Below are 24575 nucleotides of genomic sequence, written 5' to 3'. Positions count from 1 at the left end.
CTCGAAACCCTCCAAGCTGTAGGATTCCCAGGTGCCGCTGAGGGGCTGAGCGTCTTCTCGTAGTTTCAAATACCCGGTGCGACCGCATTCGCAAACCAGCTTTTCCCGCAATACAGTTGAGAGCACTTAGGACAGCCTTCTGATAATGCGGCGAACTGGTCCGATGCTACCCATGGGACATTTGGTATTCGGGTTTCCCGCACTGCCCAAGCTACAGGCATATTAGCGATCGCTCAACTAAGACTGAAGGACTAAGCCGTTGGATGTCATGGCAGGCTTGAGTGCTAGGCGCGCTCTGCGCGGCGGCTTGTCAGTGCGCTTCCACGAAGGCCTTGCAGCTAGGTGACAGCTGATTAATCCTGCCTACGCTCTGGGTGCCAATGGCCCGGCTAAGGCCATTCGCGGGAGTTGCTACGCTCCGCCTGGGACGGTGTTCCTGTTCGTCCCCTTCGTCAAGCACTCCCCATTAGCGTCGACCCTTGCTTGTAAAGGAACTGATGGGCATAACTCGAGTGGCGCGGGACCGACGCTGGCGGTCGCAACAACAGGGGTGAACGAATGCTGGTCTTCCACATCTTCTGGACCATCTTCTGGCTCGTTGTCCTCGGTTCGATCCCACCCCTGGGAGCGATCCTCATTGCGTACTTGGGTGCGGGCTTAGCCGAGACCCTAGGGTTGACAAAGTAGGCAGTGTCCAAAGGCTTGTAGGCGACGGCGGCCGGTGTCGAGTTCATCCCCGAGAATGGCGGTGGCGCCGGCGTGAGGCTGAGGAAATGATCAAAGCGGCGTTGTATCTCTCGATTGCCATGTCGTCGCCCATCGGTGTCGCCGACGCCGGTACCCCACAGCACATCTATGAGAGTTGCATCGGTGATGCTACGAAAGAGTTCCAGGACATTTGTTGGCCTGCAGACCGGATAGAAAAGGTTATACTTCTCGAGTGCCGCGCCCAGCTCTTGGGTCTCTTGCGCTCAATGCCACCGGCTGTCGACAAAGGCGAACTCGCCGAGCGACGTCGCTTGGACAAAATTCCGGAAGGGACCATGGCCAGTGTGTTGGAATATCAGCGCCGGCACCGAACCTGCCAAATGAGTCCGACGCCTTCGTATTCAACACGTTGCTGGAAAAGCACCGACGCAGCCGCGCTGAAAGCGGCGAAGGGCTTGGGACGCTGATATCAAAGCACTCCCTCCAGGGTAGCCGGCTTGCGTTTGCGCTCAACTAGCGCGATGCTTTGAGCTGCTTGGACTTTCTCGGGGGAGATTTTCAATGGCCTTGTCAACACAAGAGCAGATTCTTATCGAACAGCGCGTCACAAATGAAGCCAAGTCGGCTGGTGTCGCTTATCTGCTGTGGTTCTTCCTCGGCGGGCTTGGGGCGCACCGGTTCTATTTTGACCGTACTGGGAGCGCGATTGGGCAACTGCTGCTTTTCATTTTCGGATGGATGCTGCTGGTCGCCGGTGGCGTCGGAGCGATCCTGCTTGTCGCACTTGGCATCTGGGTTCTGGTCGACGCCGTCCTGATCCCTGGCATGATCGCGACATAAGAGTGACGTTCGGAGGCAGCTTGGGATGGATGTCCTCATCGCCTCTGGTGGGCAGATGCCGATGATCGACACGAGCAGGTGGTCGAGGGCCGATCTGCGAACGACTGGCTGCGCAAGCCACTCGGGAGCGCACACAATGACGAACATCCAAATCCAGAGCGAGCAGGAATTCACATACGATGGGCGTGTCGGCGCATTCCTATTCATTTGCGGTCCAATTGTTTCCGTTCTGGGGTACGCTTGGCTGCTCAACGAGCTAACTTCCAGTTATGCCAGCAGTGCCGATCTCGCGCCGCCTTTTGTAGTTGTGGCAACCGGCGGCGTCGCCTTGCTGAGCGGATGTGTGATGATTCTGGTAGGCCGGACCTATCGTCACGTTGTGACCGTTCAACAGAGTGATCGTGCCGCCGATCCGCAAGCAATGCGGGACGGAAGATAATGCCGAAACTGCTGCCGGCGTCGAGTTCATCCCCGAGAAATGGCGGCGGTGCTGACGTGAGGCAGAGGAAGCCATGAAAGCAGTGGCATTCAGTCTGCTTGCTGTGGCAACGATCACTGCGGACTCTGCCGACATGAGTAAACGAGATGCGTTTGAAGGCTGTCTCAGCGCTGGAATTGCCAAATTTAAGGATCTTTGCGAGCCGGCCGACCTCTTGGCCAGGGCGATCCTTTTCGAGTGCAACCCGCAACTCACCGACCTCGTGATATCGATGCCCCTGGGGCTTAGCACTGATAAAGTCGCTTTGGCGGAGAAGCACCGGCGGGACAAAACCGAAGAGGTCTTAACCCTCTTGCTAGAGCACCGGCTGCAGCACCCCTGTCGGTAGCGACAACCGCGGGATCACCCTTGCGCAAGCCATAGAGCTTGTTAGCTTCCTTGGACCATACAACTGGTCGTCGCTCTTGCGCGAAGCGCGGATACTCAAAAAGCCCTAGGCTTGAAAAGCCCGCTGCCAGGGCGTTAGCAGCGGGCCTTGGACATGCCGAACACAGGATCTTGGGGCATGCATCCGGCTGGTGCAAAAAACGGCGATTGTGGAAATTTGTTCCCGCGCCGTTCGCATAAATTAGCGACAGCTTGACTAGGCCGTCGCTCGCTCCAGAATCCTCTGCATTCGGCTGGGTAGAGCCTTAAGGCCAATTGCCCGATTGCTGATATGCCCATAAATCAAGGACGGAACCGACCCAACTAGAGACGCACTGTGACGGACGAAGAACTGACGCTTAGCAGCATCTCCAAGCTGTTCAGGGAAGCGAACAAGAAGCTTCAAGCGTCGCCAGACGCACCAGGTTGGCTCAAAAATAAGGTGGCTGGCTTGTCACTCAAGATAGCAGACGCCCTTGACGATCAGATGCACAAGGACGGTGATGCGAGCAAGGACGCGATTCCGAGAGGTTGAATGGGTTGCCGGCCTGACAGGAATGGTCTCTGCGAACCGGGAAGCCCGCGCCTCGTGCGGAAAGCGCGGGCCGATCGGAGGCCCGATCTTCGGCAGGCGATGGAGGGCACCACCTGCCGCACGCCTCAACATTTAGCGACAGCTAATGTTCCGTCAAGCCAGGTTTGGTCGGGTCGACGGTCGGCCGAGGGACGATCCAATCATAACCCGCAGTGACCGGTGCGGCCTGCACCCCCAAGGAGAGACCCGGGTCGCACCGGCCATTCAATAAGCGCCGTCTTGGTCCGCTTGAAATCATTGCCGTGTTGCGCGAAAGTCGCCGCTTATGGACATAGGTGATTGATGCGCCGTAATGCAGGCTCTGCCTTTCGTGCCGACAGAAATTCATGTCAGCATCGGTTGAGGACGAAAAGGGCCTTCTAGGCATCCTTTCGATTCAGACAACCGAAGGCATGCTGGACTTGGCTCTGGACCTCACGACGGCAGACGCGATAGTGAACGCCGTCCAAGAAATCCGGTCAAAGCTCGACCCTGAGAGCTAAAAGACTGCCCGGTCAAAGCCGGGCAAATAGGAGGTCTTGGGAACACCGAACGCGGAGGAATCCCCTTCGGTGCCCATAACGTTGCACTACATTATGACGTGCTCATGAAGCCGTTTACAACCGAAACCCGTTACGTCTCCTCCCGAAAATCCTGCAGGGAAGCGTGGCGCAGATCCTCCTCGCCGCGTAGATGCTTCACGCGTCCGATCAGCCCCGGCTTGACCCATTTTGTTGCCGGCCGCTTCATGCCCTTCGGCGCCGGTCCTGCATGCTCCTGGACGCGCTTCCAAAGCCGTTCGCGCATTTCGCGGTTCAGGGTGATGAAGGCCGAGCCAACATAGCGGCCGGTGCCGCGCTCGGCCAGCAGCGCGAAGGCTGGCTTGCCTGGTTCACGCTCGACGCCGAGCAGATCGAACTCGCCGATCGCGTGGCACTTCGCCTTCAGCCAGTTTGTCGAAGTCCCGCTTCGATACCGGCTGTCCTTGCGTTTCGACACCACGCCCCCAAGCCCGGCTTGATCGACAAGGTGAAAGACCGCGGCGCCGGTGCCCGGCAGAGCTTCGCTGAATTGGATGCGTCTCGGCCAGGATCTCGCGACGGTCCTCCAGCGGCATGTCCCGCAGGTCGTGGCTGTTTAGGTGGAGAAGATCGAACGCCACGAAATACAGATCATGCTGCCGGCGGGTGATCGCCTTGCGCAGCTCGCCGAAGTCGGACAGGCCAGCCTCATTCAAGACGATCATTTCGCCGTCGATGATCGCGCTCTCGACGCCAAGTTCACCAGCGGCCTTAGCCAGGTCACGATACTGCGACGTCCAGTCGAGCCCGCGCCGGGTGAAGATCCGCACACCCTCGTCGTCGGTGATGATCTGGGAGCGATAACCGTCGAACTTCACCTCGTGAATCCATCGGTCGCCTTCGGGAGGCTTCTCCACAAGGGTCGGCATCACTGGAGGAATGAACGAAAACCGGACCCTGCCGGCAGGCTTACCCATCGGAACCCCACGCAACTCGAATTTGATTCAATATAGCGGAGTGGTTTCGGTTCCATTAGCGGTCTCTAATAAGCAATTCGGAACTTTTGGGCGAGGCTTTGGTTCTTTTCAGCAGGAGGATACGGCCATGACGGACGACAAGAACAACGGTGACAATGGCGACCGCGACCGCGCATCAGTTGACGAGGCATATGAGGTTGCTCGCATCGCGAGGAAATTTCAGCTGACTATGCCTGAGGCTCGATACCTGATCCGAAGGTGCGGCAACAATCGTACGACCTTGGAGCAGGCGGCTAGAAAGCTTTCGTATCAGTCCGTGAAACCAGGCTTTCGGGCCTAAATCAGTCTCGCTTGTTGATCCAAAGGGAGTAGAAAATGCTACGCGGAATCGCAATCGCCGCAGCGCTGCTCATTCAGTCTCCAGCACCGGTATTTGCAGACACGGCGCAATATTGGATCGCTAAGGATGCCGTCTCGAAGCAGTGTGAGGTGGTCACGAAGGAGCCAGACGGAACCCTCGTCATAGAGCTTTCGAAAACCATATATAAGACTGAGGCGGAAGCGAACGATGCATTGAAAAAGATCCCAGATTGCAAGAAGTGAGAGGCGACCGCCGGCGCCAACGAAAACCCCGCAATTCCCAACATGGTTGATGACATCGGCAAGACGCCCGAAACAGCGATCGGCGTTGCCGCGCGACGTCTTTCGGCTGATACCGGGAGGAGCGGCGCGCGGTGCGGTGATCACCGCACCTCCTCGAAGTCGCCCGACGTCCATGTCTTGTCGAACCATGGCCCAGCGGCGCGTAGAGGCGCAGCAACACGTTCCAGCCCTTGCCGGGCATGGTCTGCACCCAATTGTGTTCCTGTCCCGCCGGGCCACGATTGCTTACTTATCACTGGGGGTAAGCGTGCTGCAAATTCTTCAACTGACAACCTAATTTGTAGCTACGTTACGACGGACGTCGCATGGCCAATGGACCAAGGTCCCCAATCGCGAGGCAATAAGGTCCTAGCAGACGGATTGCAGGAACGCCCCGGCCATAGTCCGAATTATGTAGCACCGTCGATTGAATTCCTTTGTCGCCGGTTGTTGGTCCCGCCGCCCTTCAGCCCAGGGGGATGGCGGGACCTACTTTTCGTCGTAAGTGTGGCTTGCTTATCGGGTTAATTGCGTGATTGCTAAAATGCCGCTAACTTGGCCGACGCGCGGGCCTCTATCGTCCCGCAGTGGCCGGTGTTGTCTGCACCCCTATCTACCCCTGCACCGGCCATTTCTGTTGCAGGTGCCTAGAACGCCTCAGGCGCCTGGAGCGGATTGTGATTAGGTCGAAGAACGGCCCAGCGGCTGGAACGAATACCCGGTTGTGCGCGTAGTAGTGCAAGACTGGGGCATTAACAAATGATGGTTGGGGCGATTCTGGTCGTTGAAGACGAGCCACTTATCCTGCTCGACGTCGAAACGGCGTTGCAGGAAGCTGGCTTCGAAGTGGTAACGGCTCATAATGCGGCTGAGGCGATTGCAGCCTTTGACGCGCAGCCGGACGAGTTCAAAGGTCTTGTCACAGATATTCGGTTGGGCGCTGGGCAGTCGGGCTGGGACGTTGCCAGGCATTTGCGGCAAGCCAACTCCACCCTGCCCGTGATCTATGTGAGCGGTGACAGTGCTATTCACTGGGGCGCTGAGGGCGTCCCGGAAAGCGTGATGATAACCAAGCCGTTCGTCCTGCCTCAGATCATAACGGCCCTGGCAACGCTCCTAAATGCGCAGCCGCCTGCACCTGACGGGCAAGGTCACGCGCATCGCGGATGACAAGGTGACGATCAGCCTTGGGCCCCTTGTCACGGTCGATATTGAGCACGTTCGCCGCCTGGTCGAGAGTTATGTGGCGCCGAAGCGGAAGGCGCCGCTTGTCGATAAGGTCTAGGGGCGAGAACAAACCGGGGACTCACAGATTCGCGGTGTCGATCTAGAATCTTGTGTCCGCGCCTTCGCCCTCGATATGGCCGGCAAGCTCGCCATGGACCTCGGCATCGGCCTTGGGGCCGGCATTGGAATGGCGATTGCCGGCTAGGAACCGGCGGTTAGGGCGGGTCTGTTGCCATAGCTTTAAATAACAGCAAACACGCCAGCAGCGAAACGACGCAGCCTAGTATGTCGTCTGCGGTCAGGCCGGAAAAATAAACGAGATCGAACGCCAATGCCGCCATCGCCCTAGCCAATCCTGATTTCGGAACACGGCGAATTAAACCGTTAGAGAGCACTAATGTTCCGTATGGACTCGAGGGGGCCGCCTTGCGCTCACGCTCAAGCGGCGCGATGCTGCGTCGGGCTGGGGAGGAGCGGAACTCTTTCCATGCCTTGGCCCGGCTGCTTTGGCCTTCCCCTGGTGTTCGGCAGTCGGGCCGCGTCACTTCCATGATTCAATGAGGTGAGAGTGCTGCAAAGGACAGCGACAGCACCAGAGCAACGATGACGAGCGTTGCCAGAATCCCTGTAGCGATCCAGAACCTTTTCGATTTCGGCACGGTCATCCACCCTCGCCGCCGGCACGATGCTGCATCGCATCGAAGATGACGTCGAACACGCTGCCGACTTCTTCGCTGATCTCTTCCAGGCTGATGCCCTCTTTTTCCGTCGCCTTAATAGCCTGATCGGCAAGGTCTGTAATTGCCGCCGGATCGTCGGTGAATGCGTTCGGCAGATGCTCCGCGATCCATTTTTCGAGGAAGTCGATTCCGCGCTTGCTCATTGAAGGAGCCAAAATGCGAGTAGGGCAAAAAACGCAAAGGGCAGCACCGCATCTGCCACCAACACCCCTTTGCTAGTCGGCTGAGGGTCCAGGACGAGTTTTTTGGGGTTCGGCCGTTCGTTCATGGGAGATAAAGTTGCGGCAGCAAATTAGGTTCCGCTAATCCTTAACTGCTCGTAAACCCGCCGCCCCATTCATGGCAGCGGCGGGTCGATCCCGCTTTCAGGGCTGGACTGCGGCAGGCGAATTGAGGGAACTTCACTCCCGTCAGCTCAACCCTTTGTCGACTACCTACGTTCCAGAGCCGGCAGCGTATCGGGCAGTAGGCGGCCAAAATTTCTTCTAATTCTCCGCATGGCTAAAAACGACAGCGCCGCTTTCCTTGCGAATTTCAACGGCCACGATTCCATCATCGCCCTTCCGGGTTTGAAACATCGCGATAGCGTGATCCTTTGCCGCTTTCTCGGCATCGAACATTTCCTTGTCGACAATGCCCTGTCTTCCATACCAGATGACAGTAAAGGCCATTATTCGCTGGTCCTTTCTTTCGCGGTTAAAGCCGGGCTTATCTAAGCCGCTACAACCTCATCGACCATACCACCACCAGGGCCACCACGACGCCGACGAAACAGAATGCGACCCAGACGCTGGTCATGGATTGCTTCACTCAGCTAAGCTGGCATCGTGGTGCACGATCGTGACGCCCGGTTTCTTCCTCGATCTCAACACTGCTGATGCCGATCGCTTTGGCGTCGGCGAATAGCTTTTGAGTAAGTTCGGCAACTGAGATGATGTCGGCGCCGACGGTCTCGGGACGTTGGCCGAAATCCACTTATACAAAAAGTCAGTGCCGCGGGTGCTCATCAGAAGATAAGCTGACGACGTTTATTAGGTTCCGCTGATGCGCTTCCCCTACGTCAGACCGTCGGTTGTACGATCCTTGAACGAAAGGTCGCCGGTCTTCCTTAGCTGCCGAGCGCCTAGCTAGGCGCTGGCCACTTGCGCGTGATCCAATCCAGCAATTCGGCATCCACCACCTTTACACCGGTATAGTCGCGGATCATTTGCGAGGCGTAGTCATGCCATCGATCTTGGGGGAGCTGCTCTTCAAGGACAGCTTTATGGAACGCATTTCGTAGGATTTCCCCGTCCAGTGCCGACACCTTTGCGCCAGACATCGCCGCCTCTCGCTTGCTCATTCTTCCCGGAAATCCTGTAACGAAGCATGGCGCAAATCTGCCTCGCCGCGCAAATGCTTCACACGGCCGATCAGGCCCGGCTTCACCCACTGCGTCGACGGTCGCTTCATGCCCTTGGGGGCTGGGCCAGCCTGCTCCTGGACGCGCTTCCAGAGTCGATCGCGGATCTCCCGGCTCGAATTGATGAAGGCAGAGCCGACATAGCGGCCAGTGCTGCGCTCGGCCATAAGGGCAAAGGCCGGTTGGCCGGGCTCGTGCTCAATGCCGAGCAGGTCGTATTCGCCGACCGTATAGCACTTCGCTTTCAGCCAACTGGTCGATTGGCCGCTTCGGTAAACGCTGTCCCTGCGCTTCGAAACCATTCCTTCAAGCCCGGCCTGATCGACAAGATGGAAGATTGCCGAGGCATCGCCTGGCAGGGACTGGCTGAATTGGATGCGGCGCCCTTCTGGTATCATCGCGGCCAGTATCTCGCGCCGGTCTTCCAGCGGCATGTTTCGCAAATCGTGGCCGTTGAGGTGCAGAAGGTCGAAGGCGACGAAATACAGATCATGCTGCCGCTGGGTAATCGCCTTACGCAGCGCGGCGAAGTCGGACAATCCGGCATCGTTTAGAACGATGGTCTCTCCGTCAATGATGGCGCTTTGCACCTCATCGAGTTCGCCGGCAGCCTTCGCTATGTCGCGGTATTTCGAGGTCCAGTCGAGGCCACGTCGGGTGAAGACGCGGACCCCACCGGCATCCTTCACAATCTGCGATCGATAACCGTCGAATTTGACTTCGTGAATCCAGTCGACGCCTTCGGGAGGCTTCTCGACCAAGGTCGGCAACAGAGGATCGACGAATCTCAAACGCAGCATCAACACACCCACAACCCGGCGAGTTAATTAGCATGCGCTTGATTAGTTCCGGAAAATTTTAACGGATCATTGACCGCGCTGTCCCAAAATAGGACGGCGCGGTCAAATCACCCAACCGACTGCGCAGGCGGCTCCGGCAGGCTACGCCCTACCCAGCCCAGTGTGTTCGGAGCCGCTTCCACACACATCTAAATACCAGAAATGGTTGAATTAACGGTTACGGCACGTGGTTTCCAAAAGGGGAATTCAACCGGGTTGAGGAAAACAAAAAAGCCCGCCAAGGGGCCAGCGAGCCTAAGGTTGACGAGGGTAAGGGTTTGAATTCTCTCGTCGCAAGATAGTTTCGCCGAAGCTTACATTTGCGGCAATTAGTCCTTACGGCCTATCGGACCAACCCCTTCTCCACTCAGCGAAGAGGTTAGATTTGGCATTGAACGATTGAGCGGTTGCAAAGGGCTCAATTAGCGAATTCTGGCCGCTGTTGCCAGTTCGCTACAGCGAAGTTTTTGGCAAGCTAATATAACCTTCGTCAGCGCTGGGGCGCCGGGTTGTTGGCTGGGGCAACGGGTTGTTGGGGGCCAATCCTTGGAACCCTAGCGTAGTACGAGGGAGGATGGCCCGCTGACTTTGGTCGGCGGGTTTTTCTTTTCGTAGTGGCGAAACTAGGAAGCACCCCCCTTCCCGTCGGCCGAACCAGGACGCTTGATGGGAATTGGCCCGCGCATTCGGTCAAGGCGCGGTGCGCCGACCAGGATGGTGACATCTGGTCTTCGGAGCGTGCGAGGGAGCACAGGCCGAGTTTGCCAAAACAGTCTCTGCGGAAAGAAGTTCCAGTCAATCGAAAGAAAGCCCACTCGGACCTTGAGGGTAGACGGTAGCGGGCTCCAATCGTCCACAGAGGTCCGATCTACAGTTTTGCGTTCGCGCTCAACCGGCGCGATGCTGTCCGTCGGACTGGGGAGGAGCGGAACTCTTTCCATGCCTTGGCCCGGCTACTTTGGCCTTCCCCTGTGTTCGGCAGTCGGGCCGCGTCATCTCCATGGCAGAGCCGCGATGACAAGCGTTGCCAGAATCCCCGCACGGTGGCGGATGAGACCGATCGCTGATATTGATCTGATCCACTTCATCAAGGCGCGCATATGACATCCGATTCAGAGAAGGCCGAGGCCGTCGAGCAACTGCTCGATACGCCTGACCTCGCCACCGCCCTGGAAAGCGAACAATTCAAGAAGTTCCTGGACCAGGTGCCGATCGCGATCGCCGTTTCTGATATGAACGCGGAGGAGCGGATCGTTTATGTCAATCCGGAATTTGAGAAGCTCTCGGGTTTGAAAGCCGCCAGCTTGGCACGCAAAAACTGGGCAGCGCTTTCCGGGATTGGCCTCCATGAACAGCAGGACAGTGCGCTGGCTGACAGCATTGTATCAGAAACCGATTTCGTGGGAACTTTTCGCCTGGAGCGCGGCGTCGACGAACCGACCGTGGTTGATGCATACTCAAATGTGATCGTAGACGACAACGGCAAGGCTTGCTTTCGACTTGTTGCCCTTGTGGACGTTACGATCCATGGTGGAGCAGCGCCCACGGTTGATGAGCTTGTCCGCGAAAAGGATACTCTGCTGCGCGAGCTCCAGCATCGGGTGAAAAACAATCTTCAGATGATCACGGCACTCATCCGGCTGGAGACCCGCAACGCAGAGGAGCCTGATCAGAAACGTTTCGAGCGGCTGGCGGGGCGCGTTGATGCGCTGGCAATCCTCTATCAGACGCTATCGGCCGACGAGCAGAAGGACGAGGTCGATCTGGGTATCTATCTAAGCCAGATAGCCTCAGCAGTCATGGCCTCGCATGCCGTTGAGGGCATACGGCTAGACATGAAGGTGGACACCTATCCGGTGTCGATCAATGTAGCCATGCCGACCGGGCTGGTTGTGAACGAACTGCTGACGAACGCACTCAAACATGGCTTTAAGGGACGAGAAGGCGGAACTATAACACTTCATAGCATTGTCGATGGTGACGGTTGCCGGATAATAATCGCGGACAACGGGGTTGGTTTACCTGATGGAGAGACCTGGCCCAAGCCGGGCAAACTCGGCGCACTGATCGCGCGTTCATTGACTGAGAACGCCAAGGCCTCTTTTGACGTCGTGTCAAGTTCTACTGAAGGCACGAAAGTTACGATTATGTTCAAGCGATCGGCCGCAACGGGCTAAGGAATGCCGCTACGTCCTTTAGCCATTGCATAAAGTTTGCCAGATGTAGCCACCGTCTCTTCAAGTACCACCTTGATGGACGGTCCGCGCCGGTTAAGGCGCGGGCCACTTCCAACTATTGACTGATAACAATCCGCTGTTTGTCACGATTCTGGGCATACGTGCCCTTGTCGTAAGCGGTCTGCGCTTCCAGCTGGGCCTTGGTGAAATTGGTGTAGAGATAGCGATTGCCGTCCTTGTCGGCCATGAACTTCAGCTTCTCGAGGCCCACGGCCACCTGTTTTTCTCCCATACCGAGAAAGCCGCCGACGTCGACGATCACGGCATCAACCTTCTTGTCGGTGCTTAGAACCACGTCGCCAATCTCGCCGACCTTCGCATCATCAGCGCCGTAGACGGTGGTGCCGACAAAGTCATTGGTGCTGATCTTGTCCACCGGCAGCTCGGTCAGCGACGCCTTGTCGATGGCAGCTGTTGCTGTGTTGTCGGTCGTTGTAGCTGCAGGTTCGTTGTTGGCCGGCGCGGCGGCATTCGAAGCCGTCGTGTCGTAGGCCTTCAGGTCGAAGTCGGGCTGCGCGGTGAGGTCTTCCTTGCTGGTCTTGGCGACCAGCCACCGTTCACCCTTCTTCTCGACCCATTCGGCCTTGCTGAAATCGTAAGCGACGTTCTTTTCCCCAATGCCCAGGAACCCACCGACGCCGATGACAATATATTTGGCTTTTCCGTCATTGGAGATGACGATGTCTTTCACATCGCCGATCTTCGCGGCGTCGTCAGCGGCACTGTCGTAGACGTCGGCGCCAATGATCTTGGTGACCAGGGATCCTTCCGCCGTTGTCGCAGGCGCAGCAGTTGTAGTGGTCGCTGCTGCGGGCTTTGTAGCATCTTCGGCTGTGGCTCCCGTGGCCCACACACCGGCAGTGAGGAGCGTGGCAATTGCTGTGGTAGCCAAAAGTTTGCGGAGCATGTTACGTTTCCTTCGTGCGTTAAGTGTTGATGCACGCCGCGTTCGGCTTAACTAATTGCAACCGTTGGCCGAACGCGGCACCGTTTGCCAATTCACAACGGGCTTGGTGACACACAGTTCCTTTCGCCGGCCGAATGCATTCCCATTTCGTCGGAAGGCCGCAAACTCCCAGCATCTTAAGGAGCAGCAACCTTCTGGGAGCGGAGACTGGCGCACCCTTCCACCCTCGCCTTGATCATCGTGAGGTGCATAGTGAGGCGACCGACTCCATCGGGCGCCTAGAGGCGCTATGTTCAACCCCAGAGGCTAGGATCAACTGTTCGCAGCCATGAATGCCCTGAGGATCAATTTGTCCTGTTAATCGACGTAACCGCAAGGTTCGTCAGTTTGTTGTTGGTGGCTTTTTCCTGGTCGAGGATCTCGCTGAGCAACTTGTGCGCCTCATCATGCCCAAGATCCTTTGCCCATTCCCGCAGCGAGCCGTACCGGGATATCTCATAGTGCTCGACTGCCTGACAAGCCGCCAGCAGGCCGGAATCGAGGGCCGTTCCTGACGCTTCCTCCATCAGTCCGTCAGCTTCCTTGATGAGGCCCTCTATCGCATCGCACTTCTCGCCAGACGCCTTCTTGCCGATCGACTTAAACACCTGCTCGAGTTTCTTGATCTGTCCCTTCGTCTCCTCGAGATGGTCCTCGGCCGCTCTCTTTAGCTTGGCGTCCTTCACGGCCGCAGCCACCTTCGGCAAGGCCTTGGTAATCGCATTCTCCGCGTAATACATGTCTTGCAGGGTATGCTCGAAAATATCGGCTAGAGTTTTCATTACAATGCTCCTTGCCCGAATTGGCTTCGGGTGAAAGAGCGGGCGAGGCTAAAGGTTCCGTGCCTTTTACGCGGCCGTGGCACGTCCTGCCCAAGTGTCACACTGGCTTATAGGGGAATTGCGACAGCTTGCTGCGTGGTCAGAGGCGAAGACCCAGCATTAATGCGGTCAGCGCTGCGCTCGCGGTGTACCGCAACTAGCACAGCAACTCCACCAAGGTTAGATTCGCCCTGCGCGAGCGAGCTACAGGAGAGGGCTTCAAAAGCTGGCTCGGACAGCAGACCTGAACCCGAGGGATTGAGCGTCGCAAGAGGGTTGTGAAAAACGCGTGATCCCTAGGACCACGCGCCTCAATCACGAGTAAGAACGTGCAAGCTCGATTCAGCGTCTAATCATTCGAGCTACGGCAATCAAAATGCATGCACCGATAAAGCCGGCGACAAGATAGCCAAGCCAGCCGCTCAAAGATACGCCCAGCAGCCCGAGAAGGACGTTGGCAACGATGGCGCCAACGATCCCCAAAATGATGTTCATGAGCACTCCCATATTGCTTTTCATGAACATCTCGGCGAGCCAGCCGGCGATACCGCCGATGACGATAGCAGCTATCCAACCAACACCTGGATTTTCCATATTTTCCCCTTTCCTTGAACCTAAATTGGTTCGGCGGAAAACGTGCCATAAGCCAATAAAGTTCCGCGGGTGAATACTGAGCTACACTCAGAAAGGTCGCGTTACCGGGCAAGTGCCAGAGTCCGCCTACCTCTGGAGGTGACGACGAAGCAGTCGGATGTTGCGGTTGTTGGCCTTAAAATAGATATCGAAGATTGAACCGAGAATAGGAACGCTTCCCCCTACCGTATCAAGCAGCACGTTCCCCAGCATGCGGGCGACCAACCCATTTCCAGCACCGCAGTTTCGGGCTCGCATCACGATATATGCCGAGACCAGGCCCGTCGCCACATCTCCGAGTACGGGCACCAGACCCACCAGGGCATCCAGTCCAAAACGAATTGATGTTCCTGGAATGCGCCAGCGGGCATCAAGCAACGCGGCCAACAAATCCAACTCGACAATTGCTCTTGCCACCTCAGAATCGCGATGGCCCTCCGGGCTCGTCTCAGCGGCCGGGCGTGTGCGATTTATCAAATCGCCGAGAGCTGTTGCTCTAGACATCGTCTTGGCCGGTTGAATTCTTAGCTTGTGGCCTATGCGTCGGCACGTCATCAAGCAGGGTCGTCTCACCCAAGTCTCGCGTCGGCTCAGCGGGCAATTTACCATCTGGCGTCATCTTGTTGACTGCTTCGGGCAAATCTCGCGTGATCCTGCTGATGAGGTCCTCGCGTGAAAGACCCGTCTGCATCGAGAGCGAAGTGAGTGTGTCTTCGTCTATGGCCGCCTCGACGTCGCTTGGCTGGAGAGGCTGGTTCGGCCCGGTGCCAACCCAAGAGTCGACCTTCGATCCTGCCCCTGCCCCTCTGAATCGGTCGAGGATGTCACCTAGGGCTGTCCCCGACACGCCTTTCGATATCTGATCCAGAATCCCGCCTTGCGGGTCGTTTGGATTACGATCTCCCGCCCTACGGATCATGTCGCCGATCTTGTCGCGATTCTGGTATGCCAGGACGCCAAGCATCGCGATCGCCAATCTTCCCAGATTTGCCATTTTGGTCTCCTCCACGGTTCAAATGGAGGAAGGGCTCAGCTTCACAAAAGTTCCGCGAGCGGCGATCTAATGTTGGGTATCGTTGCGGCGCTGTCCGGGCATCGTCCAACCGAGGTGAGAGAGCCGCTACGAGGCTACGCTTGCGCTAAAGCCTTGAACCCAATGCCTTGGGCCGAGTCACGGAACCTACCAGGCCGAGCCGCGTCATATAGGCAGGTCACCATCCGAGTGAATTCGATGATCAGGCTCCTTGTTGTCGCGCAGCGTTCCTCCTAGCTTGTGGGGGAGCCGATTCATTCGGCGTGCGGCGGTTCACCAACGCGGTACCATCTCGTTCAATGCTATCAGCTCGCGGGCTCGATCGGGGTCGATGCCGGTTTCCCTCGACAGGCAGAAGACACGAAAGGACTTCTCTTCAGATGAACAGGCAACAACCCCGATCTTTAACCAGACGCTTGGCACGCTTCCAAGGTGCGCGTTTCCTCTGGGCAGATGCCGTGAGGGGTCGACCGATATGACTGCTGGGCCAGAGACGCTCATGATCCCTGTCCTCGGTTTGCCGCTTCTTCTTCGAGCACGATAAGCTTTTCCCGGATCTCCTCCGGCTCAGCGTGCTCCAATCCGACGACATCGTTTCTGGTTTCATCCAGTGAAACGATGATCTCATCGAGTTTGGCGTGGATAGCGGCTGTGTCTCGATAGCCATGAATAAGGACGATGCCCGTGATCACGATGGCCGCTACTGAAAGCGCATAGGTAACTACATTTGTCATGCCAAAGGGCACCAGGGCGGTGCATGCCACCATGGCTATCATGATGACGTAGAAGCCCGGTGGCCGCGAAAGAAAATCGGCAGCCGCGAAAAGGATGCGGTTCATGTCGTAGCCACGGTCAACCAGGCAATCAGGGCAGCGAGAGCGACGCACATTGGCACTGCCGCGAGCAAGCCTGCTTCCAGGAAGCGTACTTCTTTGGCTCGAAACATTAGTTCACCCCACGCTCACCAGTCAGGAAAGAGGGGTCGATCGCCACTTTCCGCTGCAGGAGAATCCTCTCAGCGCAGCAAAGGGCCAAGGAGACGTTGGGATTGTCAGCCAAGGGATATTCCAATCATCAGGAACGTGATGGCCACCGCAAAAATCGGCGCGAGCAGCCAGCGCGGTTGGCCAACACTTCTATCCATAGCTTCCTCCTGCAATCTGCATCAAACAACGAGCGCAGGCAGTGGCTGTTCCGAGCAGCATTGTCCGCAAGACCATGCGCTTTGCGGTCAGACCTTAGTCATGAGCCGGCCCACCGAAGCCTGTGTCTGTGAAGGTTTGCAATCCTAGAAGTTCGGTTGGCCTAGCCGATGACGAAGTTCATATGCCGACGTTGCGAAGGAGAAAATGAAAGTAGCCAACGTCCGATACCCCACGTCGTGATCGACAACCGCACGGTTCTCGTGGATCCGCGCACCCGCAAAATCGTCAAGGGCTACGACTGAGCACGTTGCTAATTCAGCCCGTCGCCTCCAGAAAAGGTGACTGGCGAACAGAAATCGGGTCGTTCGCTGTCAACCGCCGGTGCTATCCCGCCTTGATCTTCTGGGGCTCTGCATTGGCAACAGCGCGGAAGATGCTGTCGAGCAGATCCTTGTCGCGGAAGGGCTTGCCAAGCAACGGCACGTCCGCTGGTCGATCGGCGATGTCCCCCTGATCGGCATAGCCCGTGATGATAACCGCCGGCCAATCGGAGCGCAGGTTGCGCGCGAAGCGGATGACATCCACGCCGGTTACCAGGGGCATGGCGAAGTCGGTAACGATGACATCGAACTGATCGGGAGCCCGTTCGATCATGGCTAACGCTTCTGCTCCTCCTCCCGCGCACGTAACCTCGAACCCACGTTGGCGAAGCGACTCGGCTGTCAGCTGCCGCAACACGTTGCTGTCATCAATCAGAAGGATCGACGGGCGGTCTGTGGAGGCGTCTAGCAGCGTGTGTCCAATGTCGGCCTCGAGCGAAGGATTGGCCGGCTCTCCGACCGATCGCGGCAGCCAAAGCTGCATGGCCGTTCCACGATCTACGGCGCTCTCGATGCGCAGCGTCCCGCCCGACTGCTTCATGAAGCCGTAGACGGTGCTGAGACCGAGCCCTGTTCCCTTCCCCACCGGCTTTGTGGTGAAGAACGGTTCGATGACCTTCGCAAGAATGTCAGGCGCGATACCCGAGCCCGTGTCCTTGACCGTCAGAACGACATAGTCTCCGGCCGGCACGTCTTCCGATCGATTTTCCACTGATCGGTTTTGCGCATGGACCGTTATTGTGCCGCCAGAAGGCATGGCGTCTCGCGCATTGAAAACCAGGTTCATCAAGGCAAGCTCCAGCTGTCCGGCGTCGACGTGCACGGGCCACACCGCGTCATCGACCTGCCAGTCGAAGCGTATCAGCCCTCCCAAAACCGGTGCGACCAAGCCGTTCATAGTGTCGCCAAGGGCAGCAAGGCGCATCGCTTCCGGCTTCAGGGTCTGACGCCGCGAGAAGGCGAGCATTCGCGTGACCAAGTCGGCACCTTGTTTGGCAGAACGCCGCATTAGATCGACAACCTGTCGTGCCTGATCGTCCAGTGTCCCGCGGCGTTCAAGCAATCCCAATCCGCTGAGAATGGCGGCGAGTAGATTGTTGAAATCATGGGCCAAGCCACCCGTCAGCTTGCCGATTGCGTCCAGACGCTGTGATTGGAGCAGCTGATCCTCGAGGCCGCGCCGCTCGGTAACGTCAAGCAGTGTCCCCAGTATCTCTGGTTTTTCGCCATCAGACCCGTCCGACATCACACCCTGGTCGAGAAAGATGCGATACTCCCCGTCGGCGCACAGCCAGCGGAATTCGCAGGTGTAGAAGCCGCTATTTTTTGTTTCCAGCAGTGCTTGCTCCAGCCTTGAACGGTCTTCAGGGTGGACCCGGCTAAGGCCGAAGGCCGGATCCGAAATCAAATCGTCGGGCGAAAACCCGGTCAGACGCTCGACGCCCTTGGTCACAAAGCGAGCCGCGAAGGGCGGTTCGGCGGCCCGTGCATGGAAACATACCGGCAACGACCTTAAAATGGCGTCCTGCCGTTCCTCTGAGCTGCGCAGGGCCCGTTCCGCCTGAAGTTTGTCCTTCTGCGCCTGGAGTGCCTGCGCCAGCAATCCCTGCTCGGCCGCGGCCTTTCGCTGGATTTCCAGCCTCTTCTCGTGAAGCTCGACGAACACCGCGACTTTCGAGCGCAGCATGATCGGATCGAATGGCTTGAAAACATAATCGACCGCGCCGGCGTCATAGCCGCGCAGCATGTGGGCTTCCTCCTTGTTGATGGCGGTGAGGAAGATGATCGGCGTGCGCTTGGATTGTTCACGCTGGCGGATGAGCGCGGCCGTTTCATAGCCGTCTATTCCCGGCATAAGGACATCCAGCAGAATGACGGCGAAATCCTCCTTCAGCAGATAGCGCAGAGCCTCTTCGCCCGATTGCGCGCAGATGACATCGCCGGTTGCGGCGAGCACTTCGCTGATCGCCAACAGATTGCGCTCATCATCGTCAACGGCGAGGATGCGTGACCTTGCCGGTGCTTCGGCCGATTGCACGGCCTCAAGTTTTCTTACCCTGTTTCGCGGCGGTTTTTGCATTGGGGCCGGCCGTCAGTTCACTGCCACGAGCATCTCTTCCGGATTCTCGGCGCGTGTTCGAGAACGGCCGATCCAGACACGAAGCAACGCCAGCAGCAGATCAAGATCGACCGGCTTAGCGATATAGTCGGAAGCACCGGCGTCCAGGCATTTCTGACGATCGCCCTTCATTGCCTTGGCGGTCACCGAAATCAGTGGGATGTGAGCGATCGCGGCGGTGCCGCGAATGCGCCGCATCGTCTCGTAGCCGTCCATCTCCGGCATCATGATATCGATCAAGGCCGCGTCAACATCGGGCGTCTGTTCCAGGAGCGCGATGCCATCACGGCCTCGCTCCGCATGCAGAACCTGTATGTCGTAAGTCTCCAGGACGCTGGTGAGCGAGTAGATGTTGCGGATATCATCGTCGACGATGAGAACCTTGGCTCCCGCCAGATCCGATCTGCCGGTCGGTTCGGTTTCGGTCTCGCGCGCTTCGCGTCCTTCGCCCGGCAGCGTCGCCGAGATATGAAGCGCCAATTGAGCAAAATTCTCCGCACGCGGCGCACTCGCAAGTGCTGGATTTAGCGCCAGCACCTGCTCAAGCGCATCCGGATGGGGGGCAAAAAACAGCAGTTGCGGCAACGCTTCCCCGAACTGGCCAGTGAGTTCGTCTAGCACTTGGGCGTTCTCCTTCGCTGAGCGGCCGAAGCCGAGTACGACGGCATCATAAGAGGCCATGCCGACGTCGTCGGCGTTTGCCGCAAACCGACCGACCGCAGTCACCGAGGTTACGCCGTCCCGGATCGCTTCGACGAGCAATAGCCGGCGCTCCGGATCGGGGTCGGCGACCAGAACGCGGCGTTGGATACGCAGTTTCTTGGAATGGATGTCCTGAAACACCTGCATCAGTTCGTCGGAGGACACCGGCTTGGTGGAAATGCTGGACGCGCCCTTACGGGCAAGACTTCCGATATCTTCCGCACCCGAGATGACATGGATGGGAATTCCCTTGGTCTTCTGGTCGTGGCGCAGCAGATCGAAAAGCACCCAGCCATCGATGTCCGAAAGCCCGAGATCAAGCGTGATAGCGTCGGGTACCAGTTTGCGAGCCAATGCCAAAGTGCCGGACCCCGCATTCGACAAGACGCCTTTCAGCCCTGCCGAACGTGCGAGGCCGAGCAATAGCCCGCCAAATGTCGGGTCGTCCTCGACGATCAGCACGACCCGATCGGTCGGCGATATGGAATCGCGGTCGTCGATAAGCTCTGCCGAAGGCGGGCTGCCCAGCGATGGCCCAGCAACGGCGTCCGTCGGCGCAGGCATGGCGGCTGACTGCGCGGCGGCCACGCGCGGGCCGGCGAACGGGATGACCAGCGTAAATGTCGAGCCCTTTCCCGGGACGCTTTCGACGCGAAGTTCACCACCAAGCAAGCGAGCAATCTCTCGGCTGATGGACAGCCCCAGCCCGGTGCCGCCATATTTGCGGCTGGTGGTGCCGTCGGCCTGCTGAAAGGCTTCAAATATTAGCTTCTGCTTGTCTTCGGGAATGCCGATGCCGGTGTCAGTGACTGCGATCGCCAGTCCCTTCGTCGGGTGTGAGGAGCCATTGCGGCGCCCGGTCTTCTCGACCCGGAAATTCAGACTGACCTCGCCTTGCGAGGTAAACTTGAAAGCATTCGAAAGCAGGTTGAGGACGATCTGCTGCAAGCGCTTCTCATCGGTGCGGACAGTCTCGGGAAGCGCGGGATCGACATTGATGGTGAAGCCAAGACCCTTGTCTGCGGCCAGCTGACGGAAGGTGCGTTCCATGTGCTGCCGCAGATGCGTGACCGGCATATCGTTGATATCGATCGAGACAGTGCCGGACTCGATCTTCGACAGGTCGAGGATATCGTTGATCAGGCTGAGAAGGTCGGTTCCGGCGGAGTTGATGGTGCGTGCGAATTCGACCTGCTTTTCGTTGAGATTGCCCTGCTGGTTGGTCGCGAGCAGGTTTGACAGAATAAGGAGCGAGTTGAGCGGCGTGCGCAACTCATGGCTCATATTGGCCAGGAACTCGGACTTGTACTTCGACGTCAGCGCAAGCTGCTCGGCTTTCTCCTCCAGCGCGCGCCGGGCCATCTCGATTTCGAGATTCTTGTTTTCCACCTGCTTCTTTTCGTTTTCGAGCAGCTGCGCCTTTTCCTGCAGCTCCTCGTTCGTCGTATGCAACTCTTCCTGTTTCTTGGTCAGTTCGGTCTGACGCGCCTGCAACTCCGACGTCAGCAACTGCGACTGCTTGAGCAGGCCCTCTGTGCGCATCGTTGCGGCAATGGTGTTCAGGACGATGCCGACAGACTCCATCAGCTGGTTGAGGAACGACTGGTGGGTGTCCCGAAACTCACTGAACGAGGCAAGCTCGATGACGGCCTTGACCTCATCCTCGAACAAGGCCGGAAGGATGATGACGTTGGCCGGCGAGGCGCTGCCGAGGCCGGACGTTACACGCAGGAATTCCGGCGGCACGTTGTCCAGCATGATGGCGCGCTTGTCGGCGGCACTTTGCCCGACCAAGCCTTCCCTGAGATCGAGGCGCTGCTTGATGGAAGCCTTGCTCTCGGCGCCGTAGGACGCCGCCAGCTCGAGATAGGATTCCTCTTCGTCGCGATTGGTGACGTAGAAGACTCCGTATTGCGCATTCACCAGAGGCGCGAGTTCGGACATGATAAGACGCGACACGGTGGCGAGATCGCGCTCTCCCTGCAGCATGCGGGAAAACCGGGCGAGATTGGTCTTCAACCAGTCCTGCTCGGCATTCTTCAGCGTCTGATCCTTCAGATTGCGGATCATTTCGTTGATGTTGTCTTTGAGCGCCGCGACCTCGCCTGAGGCCTCGACGCTGATCGAGCGCGTCAGATCGCCCTTGGTGACTGCGGTCGAGACCTCGGCGATGGCGCGGACCTGGGTGGTCAGATTGGCGGCGAGCTGGTTGACATTGTCGGTCAGGTCGCGCCACAGGCCGGCCGCACCCGGCACACGCGCCTGTCCGCCAAGCTTGCCCTCGATGCCGACTTCGCGGGCGACATTGGTCACCTGGTCGGCAAAGGTCGCAAGCGTCTCGATCATGCCGTTGATGGTGTCGGCCAGAGAGGCGATTTCGCCCTTCGCGTCGACTGTCAGTTTGCGCTTCAGATTGCCTTGCGCGACCGCTGTCACCACGTCGGCGATGCCACGCACCTGATTTGTCAGGTTTGTCGCCATCAGATTGACGTTATCGGTCAGATCCTTCCAGGTGCCTGCGACGCCTTCGACCCGCGCCTGACCGCCAAGTTTGCCCTCTGTGCCGACCTCGCGTGCCACGCGGGTCACCTCGCCGGCAAAGGAGTTGAGCTGGTCCACCATGGTGTTGATGGTCGATTTGAGCTCAAGGATTTCGCCCTTGACGTCAACCGTGATCTTCTTCGACAGGTCACCGCGCGCAACGGCGGTCGTCACTTCGGCGATGTTGCGCACCTGGCCGGTCAGGTTCTCGGCCATGGAGTTCACATTGTCGGTCAGGTCTTTCCAAGTGCCGGCGACGCCGCGCACCTGTGCCTGGCCGCCAAGCTTGCCTTCCGTGCCGACCTCGCGTGCCACACGCGTCACTTCCGACGCGAAGGAATTCAGCTGGTCGACCATCGTGTTGATCGTGTCCTTGAGCTCGAGAATCTCGCCGCGGACATCGACCGTGATTTTTTTCGACAGGTCGCCGAGCGCCACGGCCGTGGTCACTTCGGCGATGTTGCGCACCTGGCCGGTCAGATTGGCGGCCATGGCATTTACGTTGTCGGTCAGGTCTTTCCACGTGCCGGCGACACCACGCACCTGCGCCTGGCCGCCCAACTTGCCGTCGGAGCCGACCTCACGCGCCACGCGTGTCACTTCCGACGCGAAGGAATTCAGCTGGTCGACCATCGTGTTGATGACGTCCTTGATCTGCAAGATCTCGCCCAGGGCATCGACCGTGATCTTCTGCGTCAGGTCACCGGTCGCAATGGCCGTTGCAACCTTGGACACGTCGCGCAATTGCACCGTCAGGTTGCCCGCCATGGCGTTGACGTTGTCGGTCAAATCCTTCCACGTACCGCCGACGCCTTCGACATGAGCCTGTCCGCCAAGCTTGCCTTCCGAGCCCACTTCGCGGGCCACGCGCGTGACTTCCGAGGCGAACGAATTCAGCTGATCGACCATCGTGTTGACGGTGTCTTTGAGCTCCAGAATTTCGCCTTTGACGTCGACGGTGATCTTCTTCGACAGATCGCCGCGCGCCACGGCCGTCGTCACCTCGGCGATGTTGCGCACTTGCCCGGTCAAATTGGCGGCCATCAGATTGACGTTGTCAGTCAGATCCTTCCAGGTGCCGCCGACACCTCTCACCTCGGCCTGGCCGCCGAGCTTGCCTTCGGTGCCGACCTCGCGCGCCACGCGCGTCACTTCGGAGGCAAAGGAGTTCAGCTGATCGACCATCGTGTTGATGGTATCCTTCAGCTCAAGGATTTCGCCTTGCACGGCAACCGTAATCTTCTTTGACAGGTCGCCCGACGCGACCGCCGTCGTCACCTCGGCAATGTTGCGCACCTGCCCGGTAAGATTCTCCGCCATAGAATTAACGTTGTCGGTGAGGTCCTTCCACGTGCCGGCGACGCCGCGCACCTGCGCCTGGCCGCCGAGCTTGCCTTCCGTGCCAACCTCGCGCGCCACACGGGTCACCTCGCCGGCGAAGGAATTGAGCTGATCGACCATGGTGTTGATGGTCGATTTCAGCTCGAGAATTTCGCCCTTCACGTCGACCGTAATCTTCTTGGACAGGTCGCCCAAAGCCACTGCTGTCGTCACCTCCGCGATGTTTCGCACCTGTCCCGTGAGGTTCTCGGCCATCGAATTCACGTTGTCGGTCAAATCCTTCCATGTGCCGCCGACACCCTCGACGCGCGCCTGGCCGCCAAGCTTGCCCTCGGTGCCGACCTCGCGTGCCACGCGGGTCACTTCCGAAGCGAACGAATTGAGCTGATCGACCATCGTGTTGATGGTGTTCTTCAGTTCGAGGATTTCGCCTTTGACGTCGACGGTGATCTTCTTCGACAGATCGCCCGACGCGACTGCGGTTGTAACCTCCGCGATATTGCGCACCTGCCCGGTCAGGTTGGTCGCCATGGCGTTGACGTTGTCAGTCAGGTCTTTCCACGTGCCGGCAACGCCTTTCACCCGCGCCTGGCCGCCGAGCTTGCCTTCGGTGCCAACCTCACGCGCCACGCGGGTCACTTCAGAGGCGAACGAGGCCAACTGCCCGACCATGGTGTTGACGATCTTGCCGATACGCAGGAACTCGCCGCGCAGTGGTCGGCCGTCGATCTCGACCATCATGGTTTGCGACAGGTCACCCTTGGCGACGGCGCCGATAACGCGGGCCACCTCGGCTGTCGGCTGGACCATGTCTTCAATCAGGTCGTTGACGGATCGGACACTGGATTCCCAGCTGCCGGTGGCGTTTCGAACGCGGCCGCGTTCGCCAATCCGCCCTTCCTTGCCGACAACTCTGCTCAGGCGCTCGAATTCACGCGTCACCTGATCGTTGAGATCGACGATCTCATTGAATGTATCGGCGATCTCGGAATCGACCCCTTCGTAGATATTGTCGATACGGACGGAAAAATCACCGCGCCGAAAGGCTTTTAGAGAATTGAGAATGCTTCGACGGTCCAACTGCTTCTTGGATGCCTGCACGGTCAAAGCGCCCCTCCCACCGTAATGGAATGCTTGAAACTGCCCCTGCGGGCCGAATGGTACATTCCCCCGCAACCCCGAAACGCCGCATTTGAAATTTCGTTCCATAGGACGCTGCGCCCAGAGCAGACCCAATCAAGGAGATCAAACCTGGTTCTGAAGCAGAGCGAAGATTTACTCTGGCGCGGGTTCCGTGGCGGATCTGACCGCAGAGGGCTCTCATGCCGAATTGAGGAATATG

23 protein-coding genes are annotated in these 24575 nt (G+C 58.2%); 9 read left to right on the top strand and 14 right to left on the bottom strand.

The genetic code is table 11. The features are described 5' to 3' along the window. The first annotated feature begins 773 nt into the window (after positions 1 to 773). The 5 genes from AC1D1N_RS31770 (at position 774) to AC1D1N_RS31750 (ending at position 2948) form a co-directional block, all read left to right on the top strand. The gene (locus tag AC1D1N_RS31770; protein ID WP_436258543.1) at positions 774 to 1175 is read left to right on the top strand and encodes a hypothetical protein; all 402 of its coding nucleotides are present in this window, start codon (positions 774 to 776) and stop codon (positions 1173 to 1175) included. A 94-nt stretch (positions 1176 to 1269) separates the two neighbouring features. Next, entirely contained in the window at positions 1270 to 1548 is a 279-nt protein-coding gene (locus tag AC1D1N_RS31765; protein ID WP_436258542.1) for a TM2 domain-containing protein, read from the top strand. Between the two features lie 136 nt (positions 1549 to 1684). Then, positions 1685 to 1987, top strand: a complete 303-nt coding sequence (locus AC1D1N_RS31760) for a hypothetical protein (protein ID WP_436258541.1) — start codon at positions 1685 to 1687, stop codon at positions 1985 to 1987. Positions 1988 to 2060: 73 nt separating this feature from the next. Then, on the top strand, positions 2061 to 2375 hold the full coding sequence (locus AC1D1N_RS31755; protein WP_436258540.1) for a hypothetical protein: 315 nt from the start codon (positions 2061 to 2063) through the stop codon (positions 2373 to 2375). Between the two features lie 375 nt (positions 2376 to 2750). After that, a complete protein-coding gene (locus AC1D1N_RS31750) occupies positions 2751 to 2948 on the top strand; it encodes a hypothetical protein (RefSeq protein WP_436258539.1) in 198 nt (65 codons plus the stop codon). Positions 2949 to 3620: 672 nt separating this feature from the next. Here AC1D1N_RS31750 and AC1D1N_RS31745 read toward each other — a convergent pair. Together AC1D1N_RS31745 and AC1D1N_RS31740 are read right to left on the bottom strand one after the other, a co-directional pair. Continuing rightward, the gene (locus AC1D1N_RS31745) at positions 3621 to 3986 is read right to left on the bottom strand and encodes a hypothetical protein (RefSeq protein WP_477353255.1); all 366 of its coding nucleotides are present in this window, start codon (positions 3984 to 3986) and stop codon (positions 3621 to 3623) included. Then, the gene (locus AC1D1N_RS31740) at positions 3880 to 4437 is read right to left on the bottom strand and encodes an ATP-dependent DNA ligase (RefSeq protein ID WP_477353253.1); all 558 of its coding nucleotides are present in this window, start codon (positions 4435 to 4437) and stop codon (positions 3880 to 3882) included. Before AC1D1N_RS31740 ends, AC1D1N_RS31745 begins: the two co-directional genes overlap by 107 nt. A gap of 175 nt (positions 4438 to 4612) precedes the next feature. On the opposite strand from AC1D1N_RS31740, the gene AC1D1N_RS31735 reads away from it, so the two are divergent. The 3 genes from AC1D1N_RS31735 to AC1D1N_RS31725 all read left to right on the top strand — a co-directional run bounded on the left by AC1D1N_RS31735 (position 4613) and on the right by AC1D1N_RS31725 (position 6297). Further along, positions 4613 to 4825, top strand: coding sequence for a DUF3606 domain-containing protein (locus AC1D1N_RS31735; protein ID WP_352591604.1), 213 nt, complete (start codon positions 4613 to 4615; stop codon positions 4823 to 4825). Positions 4826 to 4860: 35 nt separating this feature from the next. Further along, a complete protein-coding gene (locus AC1D1N_RS31730; protein ID WP_352591607.1) occupies positions 4861 to 5088 on the top strand; it encodes a hypothetical protein in 228 nt (75 codons plus the stop codon). 798 nt (positions 5089 to 5886) lie between these two features. Next, a complete protein-coding gene (locus AC1D1N_RS31725) occupies positions 5887 to 6297 on the top strand; it encodes a response regulator (protein WP_436258536.1) in 411 nt (136 codons plus the stop codon). A 718-nt stretch (positions 6298 to 7015) separates the two neighbouring features. On the opposite strand, the gene AC1D1N_RS31720 is transcribed toward AC1D1N_RS31725, so the two are convergent. The 4 genes from AC1D1N_RS31720 to AC1D1N_RS31705 form a co-directional block, all read right to left on the bottom strand. Beyond that, a complete protein-coding gene (locus tag AC1D1N_RS31720; RefSeq protein ID WP_436258535.1) occupies positions 7016 to 7237 on the bottom strand; it encodes a DUF768 domain-containing protein in 222 nt (73 codons plus the stop codon). Positions 7238 to 7579: 342 nt separating this feature from the next. Beyond that, positions 7580 to 7765 (bottom strand): hypothetical protein, encoded by a 186-nt coding sequence (locus AC1D1N_RS31715; protein ID WP_162712310.1) that lies wholly within the window; start codon positions 7763 to 7765, stop codon positions 7580 to 7582. A 452-nt stretch (positions 7766 to 8217) separates the two neighbouring features. Beyond that, positions 8218 to 8436, bottom strand: a complete 219-nt coding sequence (locus AC1D1N_RS31710; RefSeq protein ID WP_436258533.1) for a hypothetical protein — start codon at positions 8434 to 8436, stop codon at positions 8218 to 8220. Beyond that, positions 8433 to 9293, bottom strand: coding sequence for an ATP-dependent DNA ligase (locus AC1D1N_RS31705; protein ID WP_477353251.1), 861 nt, complete (start codon positions 9291 to 9293; stop codon positions 8433 to 8435). The genes AC1D1N_RS31710 and AC1D1N_RS31705 overlap by 4 nt, the downstream gene beginning before the upstream one ends. 1142 nt (positions 9294 to 10435) lie before the next feature. Here AC1D1N_RS31705 and AC1D1N_RS31700 point away from each other — a divergent pair. Next, entirely contained in the window at positions 10436 to 11512 is a 1077-nt protein-coding gene (locus AC1D1N_RS31700) for a sensor histidine kinase (protein ID WP_436258532.1), read from the top strand. 115 nt (positions 11513 to 11627) lie between these two features. On the opposite strand, the gene AC1D1N_RS31695 is transcribed toward AC1D1N_RS31700, so the two are convergent. The 8 genes from AC1D1N_RS31695 to AC1D1N_RS31660 all read right to left on the bottom strand — a co-directional run bounded on the left by AC1D1N_RS31695 (position 11628) and on the right by AC1D1N_RS31660 (position 24334). Continuing rightward, positions 11628 to 12479 carry a PRC-barrel domain-containing protein gene (locus AC1D1N_RS31695; protein WP_436258531.1) on the bottom strand — a complete coding sequence of 284 codons (852 nt, stop codon included), beginning with the start codon at positions 12477 to 12479 and terminating at the stop codon, positions 11628 to 11630. A 344-nt stretch (positions 12480 to 12823) separates the two neighbouring features. Further along, positions 12824 to 13300 (bottom strand): YciE/YciF ferroxidase family protein, encoded by a 477-nt coding sequence (locus tag AC1D1N_RS31690; RefSeq protein WP_352591634.1) that lies wholly within the window; start codon positions 13298 to 13300, stop codon positions 12824 to 12826. A gap of 381 nt (positions 13301 to 13681) precedes the next feature. Then, positions 13682 to 13933: a GlsB/YeaQ/YmgE family stress response membrane protein gene (locus AC1D1N_RS31685; RefSeq protein ID WP_352591637.1), complete on the bottom strand. Its 252-nt coding sequence runs from the start codon at positions 13931 to 13933 to the stop codon at positions 13682 to 13684. Between the two features lie 126 nt (positions 13934 to 14059). Continuing rightward, positions 14060 to 14389: a DUF4112 domain-containing protein gene (locus tag AC1D1N_RS31680; protein ID WP_436258530.1), complete on the bottom strand. Its 330-nt coding sequence runs from the start codon at positions 14387 to 14389 to the stop codon at positions 14060 to 14062. A 79-nt stretch (positions 14390 to 14468) separates the two neighbouring features. Then, a complete protein-coding gene (locus AC1D1N_RS31675) occupies positions 14469 to 14966 on the bottom strand; it encodes a YidB family protein (protein ID WP_436258529.1) in 498 nt (165 codons plus the stop codon). A 536-nt stretch (positions 14967 to 15502) separates the two neighbouring features. Further along, complete coding sequence (locus tag AC1D1N_RS31670; protein ID WP_477353243.1) at positions 15503 to 15844, bottom strand: low affinity iron permease family protein; 342 nt, start codon at positions 15842 to 15844, stop codon at positions 15503 to 15505. Between the two features lie 690 nt (positions 15845 to 16534). Further along, on the bottom strand, positions 16535 to 18610 hold the full coding sequence (locus AC1D1N_RS31665; protein ID WP_436258527.1) for a response regulator: 2076 nt from the start codon (positions 18608 to 18610) through the stop codon (positions 16535 to 16537). A gap of 12 nt (positions 18611 to 18622) precedes the next feature. Continuing rightward, positions 18623 to 24334 carry a HAMP domain-containing protein gene (locus tag AC1D1N_RS31660; protein WP_436261914.1) on the bottom strand — a complete coding sequence of 1904 codons (5712 nt, stop codon included), beginning with the start codon at positions 24332 to 24334 and terminating at the stop codon, positions 18623 to 18625. Positions 24335 to 24575: the final 241 nt, after the last annotated feature.

The organism is Mesorhizobium sp. P2_B5, assembly GCF_056404775.1.
Note: the sequence above shows the minus strand (reverse complement) of the source record. Positions and strands in the feature narration are given on the sequence as shown.

Coding starts and splice junctions, on each gene's coding strand:
- AC1D1N_RS31700 (WP_436258532.1), top strand. CDS start 10,436: ATGACATCCGATTCAGAGAAGGCCGAGGCCGTCGAGCAACTGCTCGAT.
- AC1D1N_RS31725 (WP_436258536.1), top strand. CDS start 5,887: ATGATGGTTGGGGCGATTCTGGTCGTTGAAGACGAGCCACTTATCCTG.
- AC1D1N_RS31740 (WP_477353253.1), bottom strand. CDS start 4,437: ATGCCGACCCTTGTGGAGAAGCCTCCCGAAGGCGACCGATGGATTCAC.
- AC1D1N_RS31670 (WP_477353243.1), bottom strand. CDS start 15,844: ATGAACCGCATCCTTTTCGCGGCTGCCGATTTTCTTTCGCGGCCACCG.
- AC1D1N_RS31690 (WP_352591634.1), bottom strand. CDS start 13,300: ATGAAAACTCTAGCCGATATTTTCGAGCATACCCTGCAAGACATGTAT.
- AC1D1N_RS31760 (WP_436258541.1), top strand. CDS start 1,685: ATGACGAACATCCAAATCCAGAGCGAGCAGGAATTCACATACGATGGG.
- AC1D1N_RS31755 (WP_436258540.1), top strand. CDS start 2,061: ATGAAAGCAGTGGCATTCAGTCTGCTTGCTGTGGCAACGATCACTGCG.
- AC1D1N_RS31695 (WP_436258531.1), bottom strand. CDS start 12,479: ATGCTCCGCAAACTTTTGGCTACCACAGCAATTGCCACGCTCCTCACT.
- AC1D1N_RS31675 (WP_436258529.1), bottom strand. CDS start 14,966: ATGGCAAATCTGGGAAGATTGGCGATCGCGATGCTTGGCGTCCTGGCA.
- AC1D1N_RS31730 (WP_352591607.1), top strand. CDS start 4,861: ATGCTACGCGGAATCGCAATCGCCGCAGCGCTGCTCATTCAGTCTCCA.
- AC1D1N_RS31735 (WP_352591604.1), top strand. CDS start 4,613: ATGACGGACGACAAGAACAACGGTGACAATGGCGACCGCGACCGCGCA.
- AC1D1N_RS31665 (WP_436258527.1), bottom strand. CDS start 18,610: ATGCAAAAACCGCCGCGAAACAGGGTAAGAAAACTTGAGGCCGTGCAA.
- AC1D1N_RS31685 (WP_352591637.1), bottom strand. CDS start 13,933: ATGGAAAATCCAGGTGTTGGTTGGATAGCTGCTATCGTCATCGGCGGT.
- AC1D1N_RS31770 (WP_436258543.1), top strand. CDS start 774: ATGATCAAAGCGGCGTTGTATCTCTCGATTGCCATGTCGTCGCCCATC.
- AC1D1N_RS31710 (WP_436258533.1), bottom strand. CDS start 8,436: ATGAGCAAGCGAGAGGCGGCGATGTCTGGCGCAAAGGTGTCGGCACTG.
- AC1D1N_RS31765 (WP_436258542.1), top strand. CDS start 1,270: ATGGCCTTGTCAACACAAGAGCAGATTCTTATCGAACAGCGCGTCACA.
- AC1D1N_RS31720 (WP_436258535.1), bottom strand. CDS start 7,237: ATGAGCAAGCGCGGAATCGACTTCCTCGAAAAATGGATCGCGGAGCAT.
- AC1D1N_RS31715 (WP_162712310.1), bottom strand. CDS start 7,765: ATGGCCTTTACTGTCATCTGGTATGGAAGACAGGGCATTGTCGACAAG.